Source organism: Ruania halotolerans, from assembly GCF_021049285.1.
Taxonomy (GTDB): Bacteria; Actinomycetota; Actinomycetes; order Actinomycetales; family Beutenbergiaceae; genus Ruania; species Ruania halotolerans.
This window is the reverse complement of record NZ_CP088017.1, coordinates 3,594,953-3,615,478: the sequence shown is the minus strand read 5'-3', so window position 1 is coordinate 3,615,478 and position 20,526 is coordinate 3,594,953. Positions and strand designations below refer to the sequence as shown.

Genomic DNA, 20,526 nt, shown 5'->3' with positions numbered 1-20,526 from the left:
CCCACAATTTTCACCACCCAACGCCACCATCTCAGGAGATCACCCCCATGGCATCTGCCTCGCTCTCGGCCATCACCATCGACGACCGCGTCACCGAATCGACCGTTCTCCCGCACGTCTGGAGCCTCTGCGCGGGGGCAGGCCGCGCCAATGAAGCGCTGCGCGCCGACTGGCAGCAGCAGTTCCGCGAGGCGGTCGACCGCCTCGGCTTCCGGTACCTGCGTTTCCACGGCGTGTTCCACGATGACATGTTCGTGTACCGCGGCTCCTACGGCGGGGGGTTCGGGCCGAATGTGCCTCTCGAGACCCCGGTGCACACCTTCTCCTACGTGGACAAGGTGTTCGACTTCCTGATCGATCTGGGGGTGCGGCCGTTCGTGGAACTCGGCTTCATGCCGCGCGAGCTGGCCACCCAGACCCAGACCGTGTTCTGGTGGGGCGCGCACTGCAGCCCTCCCAACGACATGGATCGCTGGGTGGAGCTGGTGGCGCGTTCGGTGGAGCACTGGGTCGAGCGCTACGGCCTTGCCGAGGTGCGGGAGTGGCGGTTCGAGGTCTGGAACGAGCCCAACCTTGTTCCGCACTTCTGGACCGGTACGAAGACCGAGTATTTTGAGCTCTACGCCCGCACGGTGCAAGCCATCAAAGCCATCGACCCTGAACTCAAGGTCGGCGGCCCGTCGACCAGCGTCTTCGTGCCTGACGACCGCTACGCGGGCGAGACCGAGAACCGCTCGGCCGAGCACGCCACCGCCGCGGCATCCGATCCGGATGCGCTCGATTGGCGCCCGGTGTGGGTCGAGGACTTCCTCGTGTGGTGCGCGGCGCGCGACTTGCCGGTCGATTTCATCTCGACGCACCTCTACCCGACCGACTTCGCTTTCGGAGCGAACGGCGAGGCCGTCAGTCTCACCCGGTACGCGGATGCGACCCCGGACGATTTGACGTTGCTGCGGCGGCTGATCGGCGAGAGCGCCTATCCGGACGCGGAGGTGCACATCACCGAGTGGTCGAGCTCGCCGTCGAGTCGCGACCACATTCACGACACCGTGTTCGCGGCGACCTACATCACGCGGGCCTACCTCCGCTCCGCGGATCTGGCCGATTCCATCTCATACTGGACCTTCACCGACATCTTCGAGGAGGGCGGCGCCGGTCTCGGCCCGTTTCACGGCGGATTCGGCCTGGTGAACGAGCAGGGCATCCACAAGCCGACCTTCCACGCCTTCGCGATGCTGAACCGGCTGGGCGACCGGCTGATTGCTTCCACCGCAAGCGGCGTCTTCTCGCAGCACTCTGCGACGGGAAAGCTGGCCGCGCTCTTCTACAACTACCCCGACGACATGAACGAGCGCTCGGTCGGCTCGCGCAACTCCTACGCGGCGACGCGCGGCTTGATCGGCATGGGCCCCGAGCAGCGCGTGCGGCACACCGTGGGCGGGCTGGAGCCGAGTGACGTCTTCGCGGTCGAGATCCTCGCGCCGGGGCACGGCGACGCGGCGGAGGCCTGGAGCGCCATCGGTCAGCCCCTCAACCTCTCGCGCGATCAGGCCGCCTATCTACGCGAGCAGGGCGACGCCCTCCAGCGCCACACCCTGGTCGTCTCGGAGAACGGCACCCTCGAGATCGACCTCGTCCTCGCCCCCTGGGCCGTGGTGTCGATCTTCGCTCTCTAGCTGTACCCGGTCAGCACGTCGGTGACACATCGATAGGGAGAATGTCTCCACGGTGGTCACTAGGCCGTGGCTGAGTGCATCGGCATTGGCCGTGCTCGTCCGCACAACAAGCTCAACGGGGCGGCCTGAGTGCGCGATGCTTCCGTGAGCTGTCGGCACCTGGAGACAACTCAGCCCCGCTCCGGGAACGCCGGGCGGGGCTGGGTCGTACTGCTGGTCTTGCGGTGGCTCCGACCGGCGTCGATCCGGTGACCTTTCGATTTTCAGTCGAACGCTCTACCAACTGAGCTACAGAGCCGTGACACAATCGCCCGGTCATGGCGGTGACCGGGCGATTGGATCGCGACCCCGACCGGACTTGAACCGGCGGCCTCCGCCGTGACAGGGCGGCGCTCTAACCAACTGAGCTACGGGGCCTCGTATGAGACTTCATGCTTCGATATGAACTTGTAGTCGTACCCCCAACGGGATTCGAACCCGTGCTACCGCCGTGAAAGGGCGGGGTCCTAGGCCGCTAGACGATGGGGGCCCGGTCACCCGTGACGCCATCCGACGCCCCAGAACCTCGGAAAGCATACGACACTCCTGGCCTGCTCGGCAAAACGCCTGAAGGTGACGTGGAGCACGGTCGGTCGGGCCGCCGTCAGGGCGCTCACGTCCTCGGCACACAGCCGACGGCGGAGCCTGAGGTGAGCGCTGCCACCTCAGGTGCGAGTCGCCTCGTCGAGGAGTTCTCCCTCGCTGCCGTAGAAGGCGAGCCGCTCACCGTCGACGACCAGCCACGCCGCCTGAGCCATCGCGCTGCTGAGGTCGTGTCCCTCGCAACCGATCAGTGTCTGGGCGCCGGAGACAGTCAGGAGACTGCCGTCCTCTGTGAGCGCCCAGCGGCCGCCCACCTCGTTGCAGCCGTCGGATCCGGTCCATGTGCCGCCCTCGGCCAACTCAAGATAGGGGTCGGTCGAATAGTGCTGCGTGGGGACCCACCGCCCCAGCAGGTCGTCCATCGCGGCAGGCTCGACACCCTCGGGCAGTGGCGCAGGAGTCGAGTCCCACTCGACGCGCTGCTCCTCGGTGAGTTCGGGCTGCTCCCGGAACTCGTCGGCGATGGTCGGATTCGAGGGTGGTTCGCCGTTGATCGTCAACTGTGCGGTCTCTTCGCCTGCGGCATCGATCAGGACCATCCCGTCGCCGGATGCGGCATACCTGGTCGCATTCACGAGCCACGGCTGTTCCGGGCCGTCGCACGCGCCGGACCAGGACCCGAGCTGGGTCAGCAGGGTGCCCGAACGGGCGCGCCACATCCCGGACTGTGTGCAGTCCTGACTCCACACCGTGACGTCCGACGGCGAGAAGGGTGACCCGAGCTGTACCCACGTGTCCACGTCGAGCCCATCCGCCTCCACCCGCCACAGGCCCACGAGCTCCGATGCCGCGGGCTGCTGATCGTTGGCGGGAGCCTCTTCTGGCGGCTGATCACCGGATATGCCTCCACATCCGGCCAGAACAAGGACGGCAGCGCACAGCAGCGGCGTGATGAGGGCAGCACGAATCGTCATACCCTCCCTGTGTCGCGTGCGGAGATGGTGTTGCGGGAGCTGCCTCAGCTAGCAGAGCACGAATGTCCGCCGAGGTGCGGTGGACGGCAAGTGGCATGGGCATTTGGCGTCGGTGGGAACACCACAGCAAGAACGGTCGGGCGCCGCGGGGCCACGAGTGGTCAGACTGGGGTGATGACCGAGAACCGCCGTGACCGCCTCCGCGAGCTGCTGGACGCCGTGCTCGACGAGCAGCACGCGACGCTTGGTGCGATGGCCGACGCGGCCTACGCCTCGCCGTTCCACTTCTCCCGCACCCTGTCCTCCGGCGCGGGGGAGCCGCCCGTGGCGCTGCGCCGTCGGGTCATGTTGGAGCGCGCCGCCTGGCGGATCGCGCACGGCACGAGCGTGACCGACGCGGCGCTGGAGGCAGGGTACGAGAGCGTCGACGGATTCGCCCGCGCATTTGCTCGGGCGTTCGGGCACCCGCCGAGTGCGACAACATCCGGAACCGGCCACCGGCTCCCGGCACCCAATGGCGTGCACTTCCATCCTCCGACCAACCTCTGGATCGATGGGGACGGTGGCCGGCCGACGGCGCACGAACTCGTCGCGACTCTCGTGCACCACGATGTGGCCGACACCGCGGCCCTCCTCGAATATGTCAGCGGGGTCGATCCGGCAGCGCTGCACCATCGCCGTCCCGGACATACCGTGCTGCCGTGGGACGGTCCGGAGGAGTCGGTGTTCGACCTGCTCGCCGCGACGGTGTGGACCAAGGAGGTCTGGCTCGCCGCCATCGAGGGCGCCGACCAGCCGCAGCGGTGCACCCGTGACATCGCGGCCCTCGCTGCGCGGCACACTGAGGTCGCTGCGCGGTGGGTCGCGATGGTGCGACGCAGCGACGAGAACGGAGCCTGGAGCGACCGGGTCGTCGACGCGCTGTGCGAGCCGCCGGAGAGCTTCGTGCTGGGCGGCATCGTCACCCACGTTCTCACCTTCTCGGCACACCGTCGGTTACTGGCGCGCTCATGGCTGCGCGAGTCCGGCACGGACATCGACGATGGCGACCCCCTGGATTGGCTTGCGAGAAGGAGTACCTCATGACGGATGCAGAATCGACCGGCCGACCCCGCACGGCGTATGTGACGGCGATGACCCTCGATGGCTTCATCGCCACCGACGATCACTCGTTGGAGTGGTTGCTCTCCCGCGACATCGATCCCGCGGGACCCTTTTCCCACGACGCCTTCATGGCTGGGGTCGGAGCGATCGTGATGGGCCGGTCGACCTATGACTGGATCGAGCGGCACCGGGAACAGACCGGGGAGGCGTGGTTCTACCAGCAACCCACCTGGGTGATGACCCACCGCCCGCTGGAGCCCCCGGCCGGCGCGGATGTGCGCGCCGCGTCCGGCGACGTGGCCGATCTCCATCCACGGCTGGTAGCGGCTGCGGCCGGACGTGACGTGTGGGTCGTCGGTGGTGGCGCTCTGGCTGCCGATCTGGCCCGTGCGGGCCTTCTGGACGAGGTGATCGTCTCGATCGCTCCGGTCACGCTCGGATCGGGGGCGCCGCTGCTCGATGGTCACGCCGAACTCCAGCTGATGGACTCCGGCGTGAACCGCGAGTTCCTGTGTGCGCGCTATCGGGTACTGCCGACCGCGCCCTGATCCGGCAGGCGAGGACTCCCACGATCGGCGCCGCTCCTCATCGCGGTCACGGGGCCGGCACGGGTGAGAGACTTCCGACTGTGATCGAGATGTCCCAGGAAGACTTTGAAGCGGCCGTGGGTGAAGGACTCGATCTGATCCCGCCCGAGCTTGCCCGGCACATCGACAACGTGGTGGTGCTGGTGGAGGACGACCCGCCCGCCGAGGTGGGCGATGCGGACTTGCTCGGACTCTACGAGGGCACCCCGCTGACCGAGCGGGGGGAATGGTGGGCCGCCGGCTCGCTCCCGGACCGCATCACGATCTATCGCAACCCCACGCTGCGGTTCTGCGAGTCCGCCGACGAGGTCGCCGAAGAGGTGGCGGTCACGGTGATCCATGAGATCGCGCACCACTTCGGCATCGACGATCAGCGGCTGCACGAACTCGGCTGGGGTTGAGGGATCCCACCGACGCCCGGAACGTATGTCGGCGCCGTGAGTGTCCGGGGTGCGCGCTGAGGCGGTGAACGTCAGACGGTGGCGGCCTGGCGAGCCTGCCAGGCACTGGCGACCATCTGCTCCAGGGTGTGCGTCATCTGCCAACCCAGGTCACGCGCCGCAGCCTCCCCGGAGGCGACGATCCGAGCCGGATCCCCCGGCCGGCGCGCGGCGAGCTCCGGCTCGAAGTCGATACCGGTGACGGCCGCGATCGTGTCCATGATCTGCCGCACCGATACGCCGTCCCCGCTGCCGAGGTTGTACACCGGCTGCAGGCGCTCTCCCGCGGCCAGTGCCTTGGCGGCATTCACGTGCGCGTCCGCCAGATCGGAGACGTGGATGTAATCGCGGACGCAGGTGCCGTCCGGGGTGTCGTAATCGGTGCCCATGATCGTGGGCGTGCGCCCCTCGGCGAGGGCATCCATCACCAGCGGGAACAGGTTGTGCGGGGAGACGTCGCGCAGGTCCGGTGAACCGGAGCCGACCACATTGAAGTAGCGCAGCGAGGTGTGCGCCAGTCCAGTGGCGCGGGCCTGGTCGGCCAGCAGCCACTCACCGATGAGCTTGGACTCCCCGTACGGGGACTCCGGGCGGGTCGCCGTGGACTCGGTGACCAGGTCCACCTCCGGAGTGCCGTAGGTCGCCGCCGAGGACGAGAACACGATCGATCCCACCCCGGCGGCCGCCATCGCCTCCAGCACGCTGACGGTGCCGGTGACGTTCTGGGTGTAGGTGTGCAACGGCCGCTGCACGCTCACCCCCGCGTACTTGAACCCGGCCACGTGCACCACCCCCTGGACCGCGTGTGTGCGCAACACCTCGGTGAGGCGCTCGGTCTCCAGGATCGATGCCTGTTCGAACGGGACGCCGTCGGGCACGAACGGGGCTTTCCCGCTGGACAGATCATCGACTACGACCACGTCGATCCCGGCCTGGGTGAAGGCGCGCACCACGTGCGCACCGATGTATCCGGCGCCGCCGGTCACCAACCATGTCATCGGCCAACCTCCTGAGTATCGAATCCGGGCATAGTGGCCGCGGTCCCATCGTGGGTGTGCGAGCGCAGCAGAGTGGCTGTCGCCCAGCCCCTGGCGAGCAATCCGGCGTCGCTGTCCGGGTCGAAGGTGACGGCGTCGGCCGAGAACGGGCTGAACAGCAGGCCGCGTACCTGACGCTCGCGTTCACCCTCCTCGAGGGTGAACCGGGCCGGGGGAGCGGTGCGCAACCCGCGCAGCTGGCCGCGCGGGACATCAGGGATGTTGATGTTCAGCACCCGTCCGTCCTGCGGATGATTGGTCACCCACTGGAACGCCTCGGTCACCACGGCAATAGCGGTCTCGGCATGTTCGATCTCCCGGCCGGTGCTGGAGAACGCCACCGCCGGAATGCCCTGGGCCGCGGCCGAGAGGGCGGCACCCACGGTGCCCGAATGCAGGATCGCCGGCCCCACATTCGGGCCGAGGTTGATCCCGGAGAGCACCAGGTCCGGCCGCGGCCCCAGGCCACCCATTCCGGCGACGTAGGCGATCAGTGCAGGGCTGGCATGCACGCCCATCGCCTCGATGTCCTCGCGTAGCCCCGGGGGCCGGCCCGGGGTCCGGCGGAGTTCGCCGTCGTCGTCCTGTTCACCGTTCAGACCGGCGCTGTAGCCCGAGTACTCGCGGTTCGGCGGGGCCACCAGAACCTCATGCCCTGCATCGGCGGCCACGTGGGCGAGTATCGCCAGGCCGGGGGAGGTGATTCCGTCGTCGTTCGTGATCAGCACGCGCATGTGGGGAGCACTCCTCCAAGGGGTCGGCCGGCTGCTGAGACCATTCTGCCTGGTGCGCAGTCGCCCTGTGCCCTGTGGTGGGGAGGTGGGACACTAGGGATATGTACGAGGTGAGCAAGTCCGAGGAGCAGTGGCGGTCCGAACTGAGTGCCGAGGAGTTCGCCGTGTTGCGCGAGGCAGGCACTGAGCGCGCCGGTACCGGGGAACTTCTGCACGAGAACCGGGTGGGCGTGTACCGATGCCGCGCATGTGGCAACGAACTATTCCGCTCCACCACCAAGTTCGACTCCCACTGCGGCTGGCCCAGCTTCTACGCCCCGGAGGACTCCGACGCGGTCGAGACCATCGAGGACCGCAGTCTCGGCATGGTCCGCACCGAAGTGCGCTGCGCCAAGTGCGGCTCCCACCTCGGCCACGTCTTCGCCGATGCTCCGCAGACCCCCACAGGAGACCGGTACTGCATGAACTCCGTCTCGCTGAGCTTCGACGAGGGTGCCGAACCCACTGGCGGCGCGTGAACCTGGACGTTCTCACCCTCAACCTCCAGCGTGGCCTGCGCGCCGATTCTGGTCTGCCCACTGATACGGCAGCGCTCGCGGGCGCCGTCGCCGAGGTGCGGGCGGACGTGGTGGCGCTCCAGGAGGTCGATCGGGGGCAACCGCGCAGCGCTGGTATCGACCAGGCCCGTGTGGTGGCCTCGGCGATGGGGCTGGCGCATGTGCGTTTCGCGGCCACGCTCGCCGGTGATGTGCGCCGAGGGTCTCGAGCGGACCTCGTTCCGGGCCAGGCAGGGGACCACCCTGGCCCGGCCTACGGACTCGCCATCGCCTCGCGGTATCCGGTGCTCGCCTGGTTCACCGCGCGCCTGCCCCGGGTACCGGTATCGCTGCCCAGCGTGCGGGCCGGTCGTCTGGCGCGATGGGAGGACGAACCCCGTGGTGTGCTTGCTGCCGTGCTGAACGCCCCGGGCGGGCCCGTCGCCGTCTGCTCCACGCACCTCTCGCTCGCTGGCCCCGTCGCGGCGTTTCAGATGCTCTGGGTTCTGCGCGCGATGGAACATCTCGCTCGCCACACGCGCGGACGCGCACTGGTGTGCGGTGACCTGAACCTCGACCCTGCCTGGGTCGATCCGCTCACCCGTGGGTATCGGATGCCCCGAGCCCTGACGTACCCAGCCGCCGCGCCACGGCGCCAGCTCGACCATGTGCTCCTGCGTGGCGGCGAGGTGCTGGAGGTGTCTGCGCCTCGCCTGGCGATCTCGGATCATCGGGGGTTGCGGGTCCGGGTAGGACTGTGACCATGGACCGGTGACGGCATCGGCGGGGCAGGTGTGAACGCGGCGCGCGAGCAGGGCGGGGAACGCGGCAACGCCGCTATGGACCGGATCCCGGCACCGCTGCTCTTCCTCGCAGCCGGAACGAGCCAGTACATCGGCGCAGCACTCGCTGTGGGGCTGTACGCCACGATTCCGGCTACGTCGGTGGCATGGGCGAGGGGCGCCGTCGGGGCCGTGATCCTGTTCGCCTTGGTGAGACCCTGGCGGCTGCGCTGGACCCGGCGCGAACTGGCGCAGACCGGCCTGTTCGGCGTGGTCTTGCTCGGTATGAACATGCTCTTCTACGTGGCGATCGATCACCTGCCGCTCGGTGCGGCCGTGGCCATCGAGTTCGCCGGCCCGGTGGTGGTGGCCGCGTGGGGTGGCCGAAGCGTGCGGCACCGGTTCGCCGTCGTGCTCGCCGCCGCGGGGGTGCTTGCCATCTCACTGGTGGGCCTGAACTGGAACGGGGAACGCACGACGGCGGAGCTGGCCCTCGGTCTGGCCGCAGCCCTGGGGGCCGGGGTGCTCTGGGCGGGATACATGGTCATCGGCGGCCGGATCGTCAAGCGCCGCAGTGGCGTGGCCTCACTCGCCATGGGTTTGACCTTCGCCTCGCTGCTGTACGCGCCGCTCACGGCGGCCGGGGCGGTCAGTGCGCTGAGCTGGCCGATCGGGATCACCCTGGCGCTGGTGGGACTGCTTTCCACGGTGGTGCCGTACACCCTCGATCAGGTCACGTTGAAGCGATTGGGCACGGCCACATTCGCGCTGCTGAACGCGCTACTGCCGGTCTCGGCCACCGTGATCGGCGTCCTCGCCCTGCGTCAGATCCCCACCTGGGGAGAGGTGGCCGGCACGCTGGCGGTGAGCGCCGCCGTCTGGATCTCTGCGCCGCGGAAGCGTCCGAGACCGGGTTCGGCGCTGGAGCACGGCAGCCGCGGTGAGGGCCACTGAGCGGTCCCCATCGGCGGCCAGTTCTTCCAAGGCGGCAGCGGTCGCGTCGGCTGGTAGCTCCGCCAGTGCCTGGGTGATGCGGCGCCGCTGTTCCACGGTGGCCGTGCGCAGGGCTGACTGCAGACGCGCCAGCACCTCATGGCCGCCCTCCGGCGATCCGGCCAGGACACCGAGCGCCTCGGCCGCCTCGACGTCGTTGGAGCCGTCCACCACCATCGTGATCAGCGTGCCGAGGGCGGTGGGTGATCCCTGTGCGCCCAGGGTGAGTGCGGCGTGCTGTCGCACGTCCGGATCCGGATCGTGGATGGCCCGGGCGAGCAGCGCATGCACCTGTTCCACGGGAAGTGCGGTGGCGGCCCGCACGGCGCGGCGGCGTACCTGGACGTCCTCGGACTCCAGGGCGTGGGCCAGATGCGGCGCGGCCGCGGTCCCGGTGCGTGCCAGGGCCCACCGCAGCGCACCGGCCGCATTCGGCTCGGACTCGGTGAGTACGGCTTCGGCCAGCGCCTCCGCCGGCATCGCCGATCCTGGTTCCAGGGCTGCGCGTTGCCGGCGAAGCGAGCTGGCTGACCGAAGGTCGCTCAGCAGGGCCACGATCTGCAGGGCATCCGCCCAGGCGGGGGACCGGAGTTGCTCGACCGCACGCAGGCGCCTGAGCAGCTCCTCTTCGCGGGCTAGGCGCTGTTCGGACTGCTCGATCAGATCACCGACGAGCGTGGCCGGCGTGACCTCCGGATCCTCGAGTGCCCGGGCGATCTGACGCAGAGACAGCCCGAGCGTGCGCAGCCCCTCGACCTGGAAGATGCGCCGGAAGTCCTCGTCGGTGTACTCCCGGTAGCCGCCGCTGGTGCGCCCCGTCGGGCGCACCAGGCCGAGTGAGTCATAGTGGCGGAGCATCCGGGAACTCACCCCCGAACGGCGGGACACCTCACCGATCAGCATGCCGCCATCATCTCGCGCCCAGCGCCCGCACTTTCTGCGCTTGCGCTACGGAGAGCTCGAACGCGGCGTCCGGGTCGTTCTGCAGGCGCTGGGTGGCCACTGCATGAGCACGAACAGCCGGGTCCGGACTGGTGGACGCTGCATCGAGGCTTTCGTCCAGGATGCTCTGGATGCGCTCGGAACGGTCAGCCAGCGCGAGGAGCGCCCTGCTCAGGCTGCGCTGCACGTCCCGATCACCGCGGCCGAGCTGGCTGAGCAGAGTCTCGATGAGTACCGGATGAGCGTGTGCCGGGGCGATTGCCACGGCTGCACGCCATGCGCTGCGCGCCACCTCATCGTCAGTATCGCGCAGCGTTTCCTGCACGGCCGGCCAGGCATGCTCGGCGCCGATCTTGGACAAAGTGTGCAGCGCCTGACTGCGCGCCTGGCCACGGCCGGAGCTCGGCGCACTGATTTCCGCGAGCAGGAGCGGCACGGTGCTGGCCGCAGAATGGCGCGTCAGGGCCCAGGTGAGCATGTCCCGGACGAAGAAATCCGGCTCGATCCCCGATCGCGTGATGAGAGTCTCGACGAGCTCGGGGTCGGGGTAGGTGCCCGCGGCCAGGGCGGCGCGCAGGCGCGTGGATGAGTCGGCCGCGTACAGCCCTAGCTGGACCTGCGCGGGCGACGGTTGGTTGTGTGGCGAGTTCATGAGCCACCTCCTTTGCTGCCCCAGTCAAGAGGTTGTCACCGTGTCAAGGTCAAGCGCAGCCTGGACGGCGGACCAGCTCAGGAGGCTGCTGCGCGGACACCATCGGCAGCGGGCCCTCGTTCTCTGTGAGACTGGGCGCATGGAACTGATCATTCAGCCCGGTGCGCCGGAGAGCGCCCGGATCGTTGCCGATGCCATCGTGGCGCTTCTGAAGCGCAAACCAGACGCCGTTCTCGGCCTCGCCACCGGTTCGTCGCCGCTCGCGGTTTACGACGAACTGGTCCGCCGGTATGAGGCCGGTGAGGTGAGCTTCGCGCGGGCGCGCGCCTTCCTGCTGGATGAGTACGTCGGACTGCCTGCCGCACACCCGCAGCGGTACCGGAACGTGATCGAGACCGAGTTCACCGGACGGGTGGACTTCGCTGACGGTGCCGTCCAGGGCCCGGATGGTCTTGCCGAGGACATCCCGGCCGCTTGCGCCGCCTACGAACGGGCCATCGCCGAGGCGGGCGGAGTGGACCTTCAGATCCTCGGGATCGGTACAGACGGGCACATCGCGTTCAACGAGCCCGGTTCCTCGCTCGCGTCCCGCACGCGGATCAAGACCCTCACGCGCCAGACCCGCATGGACAATGCTCGGTTCTTCGACGATGACGTGGAACAGGTGCCGACGCATTGCCTCACCCAGGGACTTGCGACGATCGCGTCTGCTCGCCACCTGGTGCTCGTCGCCACCGGCAGGAACAAGGCCGAGGCGATCCACGAGATGGTGGAGGGTTCGGTCTCGGCGATGTGGCCCGCGTCGGTGCTGCAACATCACCCGCATGTGTCGGTCCTGGTGGATCCGCCGGCGGCCGCGAGGCTGCAGCTCGCCGACTACTACCGGGAGACGTACGAGACCAAGCCCGCCTGGCAAGGGCTGTAACGCACTGTTCATCACAATGGGTCTTGACCGACCGTATAGGGATTGGCAGAGTGGGGTGTGCACCTTCGGGTGTGCGACATATCTCCTTATGTCGTTCATTGAATGAGAAATGGGGTAACTCCAATGCTCGATCCAGTCCTCGGTCTGCTTGACACCGTTCTCGCCCTCCTGCTCGGCCTGCTCGGTTCGCTGGGCCTGTGAGCTAAAGGCGCGAACGCCCCGCCCTGTGCAGGGCGTTCGCGCCCGTCAGCGTGCCAGTCAGGTCCGAGGCCGGATCTGACTGGCACGCTGGCCGAATTATCGTCGCGTCGGACTGATCGCGCGCGCGTGCATGCATTGAGCATTCATTCCATTACTCATGCCGTCGCGAGTTTCTACGGGTCGCGGAGTTCCCGGGTCGGCGATTTCATTCTGACCCGCGCGAGAACGTGCGATGATGCCGCCCATGACGACGTTCAGCGTGCACGGCACCGCCACTCGTTCCCTCCCGCCGGAGCGAGCGCAATTGCATCTTCTGGTCGGGTTCGAAGGCACGAACCGGGGTAGCGTGCTGAACCAGACGCTGGAGGCGCACCGCCACGTCACGGACGCGGCGCGGCGCCACCAGGATTCCGGCGCTGCCACCTGGTGGGGTGCGGACCGCGTGCAGGCCGCACCGTTCAAGGAGTACGTGAAGGACTCCAAGAGGACGATCACCAAGTTCCGCAGTTCGGCCTCCGTGACTGTGCGATTCCTCGACTTCGGCGTGCTGGCCGAATGGGTGGCCCAGGTCGGTACGCTCGACGGTGTCTCACTCGGCGGTGTGACGTGGGAACTGACTCAGCGCACTCGTCGTGAGATGGAGAAGGCGACGCGTGTGGACGCGGTCCGGGACGCCGTCGTGCGGGCAGGCGACTATGCGGCGGCCCTGGGGTTGGCTGAGCCTCGCCTGGTGGCCGTGTTCGAGCCCGGGCTGCGGCCGAATGCTGGCGCCGGTCCGCCCTCACAGGCTTTCGCCACCCGTGGCGCGCCCGCCCCAGCCGGGGCTTCGGCGGACCTCAAAGCCGGCGACGTGGACATCAATGCCGAGGTGACGGCCGACTTCGTGAGCGAGTAGGCCTTGCGCATGAGGGTCGCGTGCGTACCGTGAGAGGTATGGCATGTGGGGGCGCGGGCGAAGGTCAGGCCGGGGGTGTGCGAGGACGCATCGCAGCCATTGCAGGGACTGCTGGGCTCGTGCTGGTCGGATGTTCGGCAGGCGATACAGACGATGGCGAGGTCACCCTCGCGGACCCGTTCTCGTTCGCCCTCGTGGATGAGGTGGTGAGCGGGCCGAACTGCCCAGACGAGTACCTCTCCGCCCCGGAGGGGTCCGAGTGCTTCGCGCTCTCCGAGCAGATCGATGTTCACACGGTGCGTGGAATCGAACTCGGAAAGAGCGTGAATGCCGACGGCGCGGCCACCGATGAGACGGTCGTACAGATCGAGTTGCTGCCGGAGACCGCCGAGGAGTTCGCGGAACTTACCGAGACGGCGTCCGTATCTGATCTGGGGCGGATCGCCCTGCTGGTGGACGGTGCAGTCATCTCCGCCCCCACCGTGATGGAACGCATCGATCAGGGGACGTTGTCCATCAGCGGCTGGGACGAGAGCGAGGCGCGCGCCTTCGTCGACAGCGCCAGACGCTGACCGGCCCGCCGGCCTCAGCTGCGGAACGTGACCCGGTGCGTGGCTCCCAGCGATCCCTCGGTGCGTACGGTCAGCCGCGTGTCGTTCCCTTCTCGCGTGACGTCGATCGTGGCGTCGGCCTCCCAGGTGCGGAACCTACGCCCCGCGATCGTCACCGACACCGTGTCCTGCTCCTGGGTGGGGTCGGACACGGCCACGGCGAGCGCCCGGGGGTCGGACTCGTCGAGCACCACTGAGCACGGGTTCGCTGTGGTGATCCTCGCGACGGACTGCGATTGCGGGATCGGTTCGAACGAGACGTAAGGGGCATCGGCCGACTCTCGGCTGGAGATCTCGATCGAGAGCCCGTTCGTGGGGCCGTCCGGCTCTGCCAGGGCGAGGGAGAGGTTGCTGCCGCTGCGAAGTTTCTCGACCGCGTGGGCGGTGAGCTCGATCGCATGCCACGCCCAGCCGCTATCGATCTGGACTGTGGTGATCTCCTCTCCCAGCGGAGGTTTGGTGTTCCAGGTCAGCGCGGACTCCTCCCAGGTCTCGTCCACCGCGTGCACGATGACATCGGCGATGGTGCCGCCCGCATCGTTGACCCGGGCACGCACATGCAGCGTGGCGACAGCCACATCGTCGGGCGGCAGGGTCACGTCAGATAGGTCGAATCGTAGGTAGCTCTGCCGCGAGTAGCCGGAGTCTTCCTGTGCCACGTGCTTGACGAGCATGAGGGTCCGGGTGCCGTAGTTCGTACCGGCGTGCTGACCGTCGTTGACATGCGCATCGGCAGCGGCGAGCGTGGTGATCGTGTCGGCGCCCGCAGCGCCCCAGAAGTTGACCGCCGTCAGTCCCAGGCTGCGCCGCCGGACGGCCTGGACACCTCGGGAGTTCTCCAGGATCTGCACGCGGCTGCGACCGGGCCGGGCGAGCTCCTCAGTCTGAGCCGGCGAACCGCCGGGGAGCAGCATGTACGCATAGCTGTCGTCTTCAGGGCGAACGCCGTGGTCGAACCACATCGTCAGGTATCTCCGCGTGATCGGATCGGTCGACCCGCTCTCATGCACATCGCTCCAGCTGCCGGTCCGCTCCTCCCGGCGGAGGTGGAGCTGGGATCCGCGAGGGAAGATGTAGCCGCCCACACCTTCCAGGTGCGCCCAGCGCACCGGCGCGTGGGCGGACCAATCCTGATGCGCCGGCTGCACGTCACCGTTGAGGAGCAAAGTGTTGGTCCCATCGGCGTGCAGGTTGCGGTTCTCCACGACCGTCTCCACCGGGTGCTCGGCGCCGCCACCAGTGATCCCTGCACCCAGGGCCACCACGACCTCGCCGAGGTAGAACCAGGACTTGCGGGCTTCCAGCGTGGAGGCGATGCCCTGCAGATGTTGGCCGACAGCGCCGTATGCACCCAGCGATGCCCCACCGGCCCAGGTGGCGCTGGGTGGTCGTGCGGTGCCCCACTCACCGCCGACGGCATCGGGCAGTGGCTTGCTGTCCACCGTGGTGCCGGGCAGCCGGTACAGGTCGACTGTCGGCCAGAACGCGTCGGTGAACTGTCCGTGGTCGTCGTTGTAGAGGTAGGTCATACCCGCGCCGGTGTGGAACCCGCGCTCGTTCTCCCCGTTGCCGGCCTCGTAGTAGGCAATTCGCTTGCTCGACATCGAGATCGCGTGCGCCCACCCCTCACCTCGTCCGACCGCGCGCGCCATGGCGGGGAACAGCGCCAGGTTCTGCGGCTCCGGAAGCGGCTCGATGGAGTCGTCCTCGAGCAGCGCGGCATAGGCGGCTGCTCGTGGCACGCGGGCTTCGGTGAAGACATCGCCGAATGTGGATCGCTCCAGCCAGCCCTTGCATCGCGCGCGCCAGCGGTTGGCGACATCGGGGCGTTCGACCGCCACTCCGTCCGCAAGTCGCAGGATGTGGTCGATCACGAGCCGGCCGTGGTAGCTGTCTGATGCGTTCTCGCGGGAGATCGCCCGGCCACTGACGAAGTCCATCATGAGGCCATTGACCATGACCGGGGCGAACGTGAGGTCGACGGCGTCGAACAGAATGTGCCGATCTGGGTCGACGATCTCCCACGGAGAACCAGAGAGCAATGTGATCAGACGGGAGGTGCCATCGAGCAGCACTTCGCCGTAGGTGCCCGTATAGGCGACGTTTCCGTGCTGGACGAAGGAGCCGTCCCGATAGAAGCCATCGCCCGAGTCGACGTACTCGAACACCGCCGAGATGCCGTCACGTGCGCGCAGGACCTTCTGCTCGGATCGGCCAAGGAGCCCGCGCAGCGCCACGGCCCGGCACAGGTCGATCCGGTTCGCGCCAGTGGACTCGGTCCGCCGAGAGTCGAGGAACTGGTAGAAGGGATCAGGGACGAAGTAGTCGATGGTCGAGGTGTAGTCGGCGATCTCAGCATCGCTGAGGTGATCGGCAACGAGGATGCACGCGTCCATCGAGGCGCGTGCCGACCCGATCTCCCACTCCCACCAGTTACCCGGCTCGTCCCGGTCCGGGTGATAGGCAATGTCGTGCGTGGTCCGCAGGCCCGCCAGCACATCAGCCAGCACCGCGGGATCGTCCTGATAGTCGCTCCCGGGGGTGACGAAGGCAGTGGCCATCGATGCCAGCCGCCGGTAGGTGGAGGTCATCATCGGGGGCTCGTCGAGCATGAGGTCGGTGAACACCAGGTTCCGGCCCGGAGTGCGGGTGATGAGCGGGATCACATCGGCCACCTCGGCGTCGAGGACGTCGACGGCTGCGGCGAGCCGAGGATCACCTGGATCGAAGTCCGCACCGCCGGTGAGCAACTCGCGCCACACGTCGAGAGCTGCCGCATAGCTGTCGCCCGGGTCCGCATGGGCCGACGATGCGGAGAATCTCCCCAGCCCCGGGAGCGTGCCGGAGAGGAGGGCGACACCTCCGAACCCGGCGAGTACGGCCCGGCGGCTCACCGCGGGAATCGGATGATCGGTGGCGCGTCCTTGCGTCATGACTGGCTCCTTCTGCGATATCTGGTGACGGATCTGATCCGCCCGGGCTGTCACTCGATGGGTGTCGATCACGGGTCAATGGCGAGCGCCACACGAGTCCCGGATCACGATGCGGGGCCGAAGCTGCACCTGGTGAACGGGGCCGGCGTCCCCGTCGGTGATCCGCCGTAGCAGGATCTCGGCGGCGAGCTTGCCGACGCGGTATTTGGCGGGTGCGACGGAGGTCAGCGGTACGTCCGCCACATCGGCCAGCTCGTCGTCATAGGAGACCAAGGCGAGGTCCTCGGGAACCCGCAGGCCGCGACGACGTGCGGCGCCGAGCACGAGCGTGGCCTCGCGATCGCTGAAGAGCCGCAGTGGCCCCGGCGGTGGTCAGGGTGGTGATGCAGTCCTCGGCGAGCTCGCGGTTCCAGGTGGGCGGTTCGGACCGTTGCAGCGGCGTGAGTTCGAGCGCACCGACGGCGGCCTCGTAGCCGGCGCGCACGGCATCCTGGGTGGGGCCGTGGCTGCGGGTGAGCAGGGCGATCTTCTCGTGACCGAGCCGATGGAGGTGGACGACCGCGTCGTATGCCCCGCCGCGATGGTCGGAGGTGACGTGTTCGCTCGTGTCGGCCGGGCCCGCGCCGACGAGTCGACGCTCCATCAACACGACAGGAACCGGCAGCGAGGTGAGCTCCGCTGCGCGGGCCGCCGGGTTCTCGACGGTCAGCAGGTCCGGGGCGAGGAGGAGTCCGTGCACGCCGGAGTCCAGCAGTTGCGCGATGTCTTCGCGCTCTTCCGCCGGGTCGTAGTGGTACGTCGCCAGCTGCATTCCGGCACGGGCCGCGGACAACGCGTCGTCGATGCCCTGCAGCATCCGTGGGAAGTAGAGGTGCGTGTCCGGAACCAGGACGCCGATCCGGAGGCGCTGGCGTGGTGAGCCGGCAGTCCTGTCGATGACGAATGTTCCCGCTCCACGGCGCCGCAGGATCAACCCGTCCTCGACGAGCTCGTCGTAGGCGCGGCGCACCGTCGTCAGGGAAAGTCCGGTGTCGGCGGCGAGGCGGTTCTCAGTGGGCAACTTGCCGTCGGCTGCCCACTCACCTGCCAGAATTCCACGACGCAGATCGCCGGCCAGGGACTGGAACTTGAGCGCGCGCACGGCGGCGTCCCGCACGGTAGCCGTGGGTCGTTCGTCGCCGGTTGTGGTGGAATCCGCCACGACACGTCCTCTCCTGTGCTCCGTTGCACGTGTGAGCCTGGGGGAGCAACAAGAGAGTAATCAAGATGTAAGTGAAGAGAACTGCGGACGAGACCGCCGAGCTCAGGGCCGGTGGGCCTTGCGCCAGAACGTAGGCAGTCTCCGGGGTGGTACGTCCCGGTACCCGCCGTCGGCCAGGCCCGCCTGCCGCTCGAAGAAGCACCGTGCCGCACGATCTCCGGTGCGCAGCCACGACCAGCCCATCGTCAGGCCGTACAGCGGGAGGAACGGAAGCCCGAGGCAGTAGGCCCACTGCCGCGCGTGCTTCTCCTCATGCCGCAGCAGGAAGGGGTGGCGGGCCCTCAGGCGCGCGATCGTTGTCCGCGTGATCACCACATCGCCGACGGTGAACGCACCTCCGGTCGGGAACCGCCACCGATACCCCTCAGCCAGGGTGAGGAGCGCGGGGCCGGGCCGGCGCCGGGCGCCACCGACGGCCGCCACCGCTAGGCCCAGCGGGGTGGAGAGGTTGAGCCAGTTCGCCACGTGACGTACCCGCACCCGTACCGAACCGGACGGATGACGATTCGCCGGCACAGTGAGACGATAGTGCCATGGCGTCTCAGAACCCAGGTGGGTCCACGAACGTGAGTCGGGAGCTTTCACGCTTCTTCGTCAGGTTTGCTCTCATCGAGGGGGCGGTGTTCGCCGCCGTCATTCTCGCGATGACCTTTGATGTCATCAGCATGGACGCGATGGTGCCGATCCTCCTCGTGGTGGCCCTGATCGGGGGTGCCGTGCTGTTCTGGAAGATCCGCAGCATCCAGAGTGCCAGGCAGCGCGGACAGTTGCGATCCGGTGCGCCGGGTCAAGGTCGCCATCCGTCCTCCGGGGAGGCTGCCGAGGTCAGTTACAGCGATCGATCCGAGATCGACTCCATGGGTGACCCGGATCCGATGGCGAAGTTCCGCGACCCGAACACGTGATCGAGCGCTCGTCGCGGCTCGGTACGAGGTCACCAAGTCAGTGACACGGAGACCTTCGGGCGGACCGGGAGGCGACCCGCGAAGTTATGCGCGTCGATTCGATCGACGGCCGTGGTCGCCCAGGGCAGCGAAGGACCCCGCGGCCACCAGCACGTAACCCAACGTGAGGCAGACGGCCCCGAGGCCCGGCCTGCCATCATCCGGCAGGGCAACGGCCACGACGGCATGCGTGTTCCACGCGGCGCCGGCCAGTGCCGCCACCCCAGCCACGATCCCCACGGCGCCGCGCTGATCGGCGAAGAAGAACAGGCCGGCCAGTACCAGCGCCCCGGCCACCACGTACCCGACCATGGTGCCTACCTCGGCCGGCGGATCGCCGGACCAGGCCGTGTAGCCCAGGTATCCACCGACAGCGAGATAGGCGAGCCCGGCCACGATGCGTAGCGGCTTCGCACGCAGCGGCAGCAGCACGCTCAGGGCCGTGACGGCGATCAGTACCAGCAGGTGCCCCTCGCCGAGGTAGTACTCCGGGGTGGCCTGTGCTTCGATCTGCGCCGGTACGAGATCGCTTGCACTGCGGATCTGCACCAGCGGCTGGGCTGACCCGGTCTCGGCATTCCCCCATCCGAACACCGCGGCTCCCAGCCACGTCAGCATCAGGCCGCTCCAGACCAGCAGCAGGACCCGCATCCGCATGGGTCACCTCCCTTGTTCCGGCCTAGTCTGGCATCCGCGGCCACGAGCCTCGTGGACCGACATCGGCCCGCGGCCCTTCGGTCAGCGCGGGGGCGGCGGTGTGGCTCGCGCCTCCGTGCTCGGCGCGGACGTGTCTGCGCGGAACGTCTGCGGGCTCACGCCGTAACGGCGCTTGAACGCACTGCTGAATGAGAAGCCCGAGGCGTATCCCAGCTGCCGAGCAAGCGCGGGGAGGGTCTCAGTGCCGCTTCGGAGCAGATCTGCCGCCAGGGTGAGTCGCCAGCTCGTGAGGTAGGACATCGGCGGTTCCCCCACCAGTTCGGTGAACCGCCTGGCCAGAGTCGCGCGGGAGACCCCCACCGAGCGCGCGAGCCGGTCGATCGTCCACGGGGAGGCAGGGTTCGCCTGGAGGGCCCGCACGGCAGGCCCGACCACTGGATCGCTCGTGGCCTGCCACCATCGCGGTGCCTGTGAAGCGGGGTCGGCGAACCATGCGCGCAACGCCTGCACGAGCACCAGGTCCACGAGGCGGTCCAGGATCACCTGTTGCCCGACGGCGTCCCGATCCACTTCCGCGTGCAGCACCCTCATCAGGGCGTCGTCAGTGGTGGCCGGGATACGCACGAATGGGGGGAGCGTCCCGAGCAACCGCGGGGTCACCTGCCCGCGCAAGTCGTAGCAGGCGACGATGAAGGCGGTCTCACCGTCGAGCGCATTACCGCAGGTCCGCACACCTAGCAGCATCTGGTCCTCGAGCGAGCCGCCGTCGGCGTCCCGGCAGACCTCGTCAGTGCCCACGAACACGTCCGGAGCGTGCCCGGGCGGGTCGGAGAGTGTGTAGTGCTCGGGCCCCTTGATCAGCGCGACATCGCCGGCGCGCAGCGCGACCGGTTCGTCCCCGTCGAGGGTGAGCCAGGTCTGGCCGCGGACCATGGCCACGAGTGCGAGCGGTGCCTCGTCGCCCACGCGGATGGACCAGGGCGCGGCGAGCAGGCAACGCAGGACGTATGCACCCCGGGTGCGGGGCCCGTCGAGCATGGCGGAGAGAGCGTCCACGCAC

Annotated in this window: 21 protein-coding genes, 3 tRNA genes and 1 pseudogene; 11 read left to right on the top strand and 14 right to left on the bottom strand. The window is 68.3% G+C overall.

The genetic code is table 11. From position 1 onward, the window contains the following. Positions 1–47: 47 nt before the first annotated feature. Positions 48–1,676 (top strand): GH39 family glycosyl hydrolase, encoded by a 1,629-nt coding sequence (locus LQF10_RS16340; RefSeq protein ID WP_231064867.1) that lies wholly within the window; start codon positions 48–50, stop codon positions 1,674–1,676. Between the two features lie 225 nt (positions 1,677–1,901). Here the strand turns inward: LQF10_RS16340 and LQF10_RS16335 are convergent. The 4 genes from LQF10_RS16335 to LQF10_RS16320 form a co-directional block, all read right to left on the bottom strand. After that, positions 1,902–1,974 (bottom strand) — tRNA-Phe (locus LQF10_RS16335). Between the two features lie 45 nt (positions 1,975–2,019). Continuing rightward, positions 2,020–2,093 (bottom strand) — tRNA-Asp (locus tag LQF10_RS16330). 39 nt (positions 2,094–2,132) lie between these two features. Then, a tRNA-Glu gene (locus LQF10_RS16325) sits at positions 2,133–2,205 on the bottom strand. Between the two features lie 175 nt (positions 2,206–2,380). Beyond that, positions 2,381–3,232, bottom strand: a complete 852-nt coding sequence (locus tag LQF10_RS16320; RefSeq protein WP_231064866.1) for an META domain-containing protein — start codon at positions 3,230–3,232, stop codon at positions 2,381–2,383. A 174-nt stretch (positions 3,233–3,406) separates the two neighbouring features. Here LQF10_RS16320 and LQF10_RS16315 point away from each other — a divergent pair, with 174 nt between their 5' ends. From LQF10_RS16315 to LQF10_RS16305, 3 genes are all read left to right on the top strand, one after another. After that, on the top strand, positions 3,407–4,318 hold the full coding sequence (locus LQF10_RS16315; RefSeq protein WP_231064865.1) for a helix-turn-helix domain-containing protein: 912 nt from the start codon (positions 3,407–3,409) through the stop codon (positions 4,316–4,318). Then, on the top strand, positions 4,315–4,884 hold the full coding sequence (locus LQF10_RS16310) for a dihydrofolate reductase family protein (RefSeq protein WP_231064864.1): 570 nt from the start codon (positions 4,315–4,317) through the stop codon (positions 4,882–4,884). Before LQF10_RS16315 ends, LQF10_RS16310 begins: the two co-directional genes overlap by 4 nt. 89 nt (positions 4,885–4,973) lie before the next feature. Further along, positions 4,974–5,324 (top strand): metallopeptidase family protein, encoded by a 351-nt coding sequence (locus LQF10_RS16305; RefSeq protein ID WP_435531455.1) that lies wholly within the window; start codon positions 4,974–4,976, stop codon positions 5,322–5,324. Positions 5,325–5,395: 71 nt separating this feature from the next. On the opposite strand, the gene galE is transcribed toward LQF10_RS16305, so the two are convergent. Together galE and surE are read right to left on the bottom strand one after the other, a co-directional pair. After that, positions 5,396–6,361: a UDP-glucose 4-epimerase GalE gene (galE, locus tag LQF10_RS16300; RefSeq protein WP_231064862.1), complete on the bottom strand. Its 966-nt coding sequence runs from the start codon at positions 6,359–6,361 to the stop codon at positions 5,396–5,398. Continuing rightward, complete coding sequence (gene surE, locus LQF10_RS16295) at positions 6,358–7,134, bottom strand: 5'/3'-nucleotidase SurE (protein ID WP_231064861.1); 777 nt, start codon at positions 7,132–7,134, stop codon at positions 6,358–6,360. Before surE ends, galE begins: the two co-directional genes overlap by 4 nt. A 101-nt stretch (positions 7,135–7,235) precedes the next feature. Between surE and msrB the strand changes: the two genes are divergently transcribed. From msrB to LQF10_RS16280, 3 genes are read left to right on the top strand one after another with little or no spacing between them, the layout of a single operon-like run. Next, positions 7,236–7,652, top strand: a complete 417-nt coding sequence (gene msrB / locus LQF10_RS16290) for a peptide-methionine (R)-S-oxide reductase MsrB (protein ID WP_231064860.1) — start codon at positions 7,236–7,238, stop codon at positions 7,650–7,652. After that, the gene (locus tag LQF10_RS16285; protein ID WP_231064859.1) at positions 7,649–8,431 is read left to right on the top strand and encodes an endonuclease/exonuclease/phosphatase family protein; all 783 of its coding nucleotides are present in this window, start codon (positions 7,649–7,651) and stop codon (positions 8,429–8,431) included. The genes msrB and LQF10_RS16285 overlap by 4 nt, the downstream gene beginning before the upstream one ends. Positions 8,432–8,464: 33 nt before the next feature. Beyond that, on the top strand, positions 8,465–9,406 hold the full coding sequence (locus LQF10_RS16280) for an EamA family transporter (RefSeq protein ID WP_231064858.1): 942 nt from the start codon (positions 8,465–8,467) through the stop codon (positions 9,404–9,406). Between the two features lie 183 nt (positions 9,407–9,589). On the opposite strand, the pseudogene LQF10_RS16275 reads toward LQF10_RS16280, so the two are convergent. Next, positions 9,590–10,348, bottom strand: a pseudogene (locus tag LQF10_RS16275) (MerR family transcriptional regulator); the annotation flags it as partial. A 7-nt stretch (positions 10,349–10,355) separates the two neighbouring features. Next, entirely contained in the window at positions 10,356–11,039 is a 684-nt protein-coding gene (locus LQF10_RS16270; protein ID WP_231064857.1) for a HEAT repeat domain-containing protein, read from the bottom strand. 139 nt (positions 11,040–11,178) lie between these two features. On the opposite strand from LQF10_RS16270, the gene nagB reads away from it, so the two are divergent. The 3 genes from nagB (at position 11,179) to LQF10_RS16255 (ending at position 13,632) form a co-directional block, all read left to right on the top strand. Next, positions 11,179–11,964: a glucosamine-6-phosphate deaminase gene (gene nagB, locus LQF10_RS16265; protein ID WP_231064856.1), complete on the top strand. Its 786-nt coding sequence runs from the start codon at positions 11,179–11,181 to the stop codon at positions 11,962–11,964. Positions 11,965–12,409: 445 nt separating this feature from the next. Then, complete coding sequence (locus LQF10_RS16260) at positions 12,410–13,060, top strand: SIMPL domain-containing protein (protein ID WP_231064855.1); 651 nt, start codon at positions 12,410–12,412, stop codon at positions 13,058–13,060. Positions 13,061–13,098: 38 nt separating this feature from the next. Further along, positions 13,099–13,632, top strand: a complete 534-nt coding sequence (locus LQF10_RS16255) for a SecDF P1 head subdomain-containing protein (protein WP_231064854.1) — start codon at positions 13,099–13,101, stop codon at positions 13,630–13,632. Between the two features lie 14 nt (positions 13,633–13,646). On the opposite strand, the gene LQF10_RS16250 is transcribed toward LQF10_RS16255, so the two are convergent. From LQF10_RS16250 to LQF10_RS16235, 4 genes are all read right to left on the bottom strand, one after another. Further along, on the bottom strand, positions 13,647–16,604 hold the full coding sequence (locus tag LQF10_RS16250) for a polysaccharide lyase family 8 super-sandwich domain-containing protein (RefSeq protein WP_231064853.1): 2,958 nt from the start codon (positions 16,602–16,604) through the stop codon (positions 13,647–13,649). Positions 16,605–16,679: 75 nt separating this feature from the next. Continuing rightward, positions 16,680–16,928 carry a substrate-binding domain-containing protein gene (locus LQF10_RS16245; protein WP_231064852.1) on the bottom strand — a complete coding sequence of 83 codons (249 nt, stop codon included), beginning with the start codon at positions 16,926–16,928 and terminating at the stop codon, positions 16,680–16,682. Continuing rightward, positions 16,864–17,805, bottom strand: coding sequence for a GntR family transcriptional regulator (locus LQF10_RS16240; protein WP_231064851.1), 942 nt, complete (start codon positions 17,803–17,805; stop codon positions 16,864–16,866). The genes LQF10_RS16245 and LQF10_RS16240 overlap by 65 nt, the downstream gene beginning before the upstream one ends. A gap of 102 nt (positions 17,806–17,907) precedes the next feature. After that, the gene (locus tag LQF10_RS16235) at positions 17,908–18,381 is read right to left on the bottom strand and encodes a hypothetical protein (protein ID WP_231064850.1); all 474 of its coding nucleotides are present in this window, start codon (positions 18,379–18,381) and stop codon (positions 17,908–17,910) included. Positions 18,382–18,398: 17 nt separating this feature from the next. Between LQF10_RS16235 and LQF10_RS16230 the strand changes: the two genes are divergently transcribed. Then, complete coding sequence (locus tag LQF10_RS16230) at positions 18,399–18,770, top strand: hypothetical protein (RefSeq protein ID WP_231064849.1); 372 nt, start codon at positions 18,399–18,401, stop codon at positions 18,768–18,770. Positions 18,771–18,854: 84 nt separating this feature from the next. Here LQF10_RS16230 and LQF10_RS16225 read toward each other — a convergent pair whose 3' ends face one another. Both LQF10_RS16225 and LQF10_RS16220 read right to left on the bottom strand, forming a co-directional pair. After that, the gene (locus LQF10_RS16225) at positions 18,855–19,466 is read right to left on the bottom strand and encodes a hypothetical protein (protein WP_231064848.1); all 612 of its coding nucleotides are present in this window, start codon (positions 19,464–19,466) and stop codon (positions 18,855–18,857) included. Between the two features lie 81 nt (positions 19,467–19,547). Then, positions 19,548–20,522: an AraC family transcriptional regulator gene (locus LQF10_RS16220; protein ID WP_231064847.1), complete on the bottom strand. Its 975-nt coding sequence runs from the start codon at positions 20,520–20,522 to the stop codon at positions 19,548–19,550. Positions 20,523–20,526 lie beyond the last annotated feature (4 nt).

Excerpts from the sequence above, each read along its gene's own strand:
- LQF10_RS16340 (WP_231064867.1), top strand. The coding sequence starts at position 48 with ATGGCATCTGCCTCGCTCTCGGCCATCACCATCGACGACCGCGTCACC.
- LQF10_RS16320 (WP_231064866.1), bottom strand. The coding sequence starts at position 3,232 with ATGACGATTCGTGCTGCCCTCATCACGCCGCTGCTGTGCGCTGCCGTC.
- LQF10_RS16315 (WP_231064865.1), top strand. The coding sequence starts at position 3,407 with ATGACCGAGAACCGCCGTGACCGCCTCCGCGAGCTGCTGGACGCCGTG.
- LQF10_RS16310 (WP_231064864.1), top strand. The coding sequence starts at position 4,315 with ATGACGGATGCAGAATCGACCGGCCGACCCCGCACGGCGTATGTGACG.
- LQF10_RS16305 (WP_435531455.1), top strand. The coding sequence starts at position 4,974 with ATGTCCCAGGAAGACTTTGAAGCGGCCGTGGGTGAAGGACTCGATCTG.
- galE (WP_231064862.1), bottom strand. The coding sequence starts at position 6,361 with ATGACATGGTTGGTGACCGGCGGCGCCGGATACATCGGTGCGCACGTG.
- surE (WP_231064861.1), bottom strand. The coding sequence starts at position 7,134 with ATGCGCGTGCTGATCACGAACGACGACGGAATCACCTCCCCCGGCCTG.
- msrB (WP_231064860.1), top strand. The coding sequence starts at position 7,236 with ATGTACGAGGTGAGCAAGTCCGAGGAGCAGTGGCGGTCCGAACTGAGT.
- LQF10_RS16270 (WP_231064857.1), bottom strand. The coding sequence starts at position 11,039 with ATGAACTCGCCACACAACCAACCGTCGCCCGCGCAGGTCCAGCTAGGG.
- nagB (WP_231064856.1), top strand. The coding sequence starts at position 11,179 with ATGGAACTGATCATTCAGCCCGGTGCGCCGGAGAGCGCCCGGATCGTT.
- LQF10_RS16260 (WP_231064855.1), top strand. The coding sequence starts at position 12,410 with ATGACGACGTTCAGCGTGCACGGCACCGCCACTCGTTCCCTCCCGCCG.
- LQF10_RS16255 (WP_231064854.1), top strand. The coding sequence starts at position 13,099 with ATGGCATGTGGGGGCGCGGGCGAAGGTCAGGCCGGGGGTGTGCGAGGA.
- LQF10_RS16250 (WP_231064853.1), bottom strand. The coding sequence starts at position 16,604 with ATGACGCAAGGACGCGCCACCGATCATCCGATTCCCGCGGTGAGCCGC.
- LQF10_RS16230 (WP_231064849.1), top strand. The coding sequence starts at position 18,399 with ATGGCGTCTCAGAACCCAGGTGGGTCCACGAACGTGAGTCGGGAGCTT.
- LQF10_RS16225 (WP_231064848.1), bottom strand. The coding sequence starts at position 19,466 with ATGCGGATGCGGGTCCTGCTGCTGGTCTGGAGCGGCCTGATGCTGACG.